The organism is Aeromonas sp. HMWF017 (genome assembly GCF_003061465.1).
GTDB lineage: Bacteria > Pseudomonadota > Gammaproteobacteria > Enterobacterales > Aeromonadaceae > Aeromonas > Aeromonas veronii.
Genome location: NZ_QAJD01000088.1, coordinates 75,989 through 77,062, shown reverse-complemented (window position 1 = coordinate 77,062; position 1,074 = coordinate 75,989). Strand labels below are relative to the sequence as shown.

Below are 1,074 nucleotides of genomic sequence, written 5' to 3'. Positions count from 1 at the left end.
GAGCCGGTGTGGTTGGAGGGACGTATCGAGCCGGTGCTGGCCCGCGGTCACTTCACGCCGATGGAGGCGCCGCTCTTTGCCCGCCTCGCCGCCGATAATCAGACCGGGGCGCTGGTGCACACCACCATCGACGGGGATCTACAGCGCTGGCTGGAGGGACGGGTGGCGAGCTACATTCGCCGCTTCCCCGAGCAGACCTCAGCGGCGTTGCTCTTGGTAGATAACAAAACCATGGCGGTGCGCGCCTATGTGGGCAGCGCCGAGTATGGCAATTTGCGCCGCCACGGTTATCTGGACATGGTGCAGGCGATCCGCTCCCCGGGATCCACCCTCAAGCCCTTTATCTACGGTCTGGCGATGGATGAGGGGCTGGTGCACTCGGCCTCCCTGCTCTCCGACGCGCCAAGGCTCGGGTCTGACTATCGCCCCGCCAACTTTTCCGGCGCCTTTCAGGGGCCGGTGACCCTCGCTCAGGCGCTGCAGCAATCCCTCAACGTGCCGGCGGTGCAGGTGCTGGAGGCGCTCGGGCCCGACAAGCTGGTCAGCCGTCTCGACAATGCCGGGGTGCGGCTGGCGCTCTCCGACAAACCCAATCCGGCCATCGCGCTGGGGGCGGCGGGTATTCGGCTCGAGCAGCTGGTGGCGCTCTACAGTGCGCTGACCCGGGAGGGGCAGGTGGCAATGCCGGTCTGGCTGGCGGGGCAGCAGGCGGTGTCACGTCCCTTGCTGAGCCCGGGAGCGGCCTGGATCATCTGGCAGATCCTGAGCGCGCAGGGGCGCGCGGATCAGCCCTTTGCCAGCGAGGCGACCGGCCGGGTCAACCGACTGGCCTGGAAGACCGGCACCAGCTATGGCTATCGCGACAGCTGGGCCATGGGGGTCTCCGGTCGCTGGACCATCGGCGTCTGGCTGGGGCGCCCCGACGGCACCCCTTTGCCCGGTTTTTACGGCCAGAGCGCGGCGGTGCCGCTGCTGCTCTCGGTCTACTCACGGCTGGCTGACAACAGCCCCCTGCCGGCACAACCCAACACGGTGAGCGAGGCCGAGATTTGCTGGCCGCTGGGGCGCAAGGCG

At 68.2% G+C, this 1,074-nt stretch carries 1 protein-coding gene; it reads left to right on the top strand.

Annotated features, from left to right (window positions below):
• The coding region (locus DBR30_RS21915; protein WP_258224355.1) for a penicillin-binding transpeptidase domain-containing protein at positions 1-1,074 on the top strand (1,074 nt) is incomplete at both ends.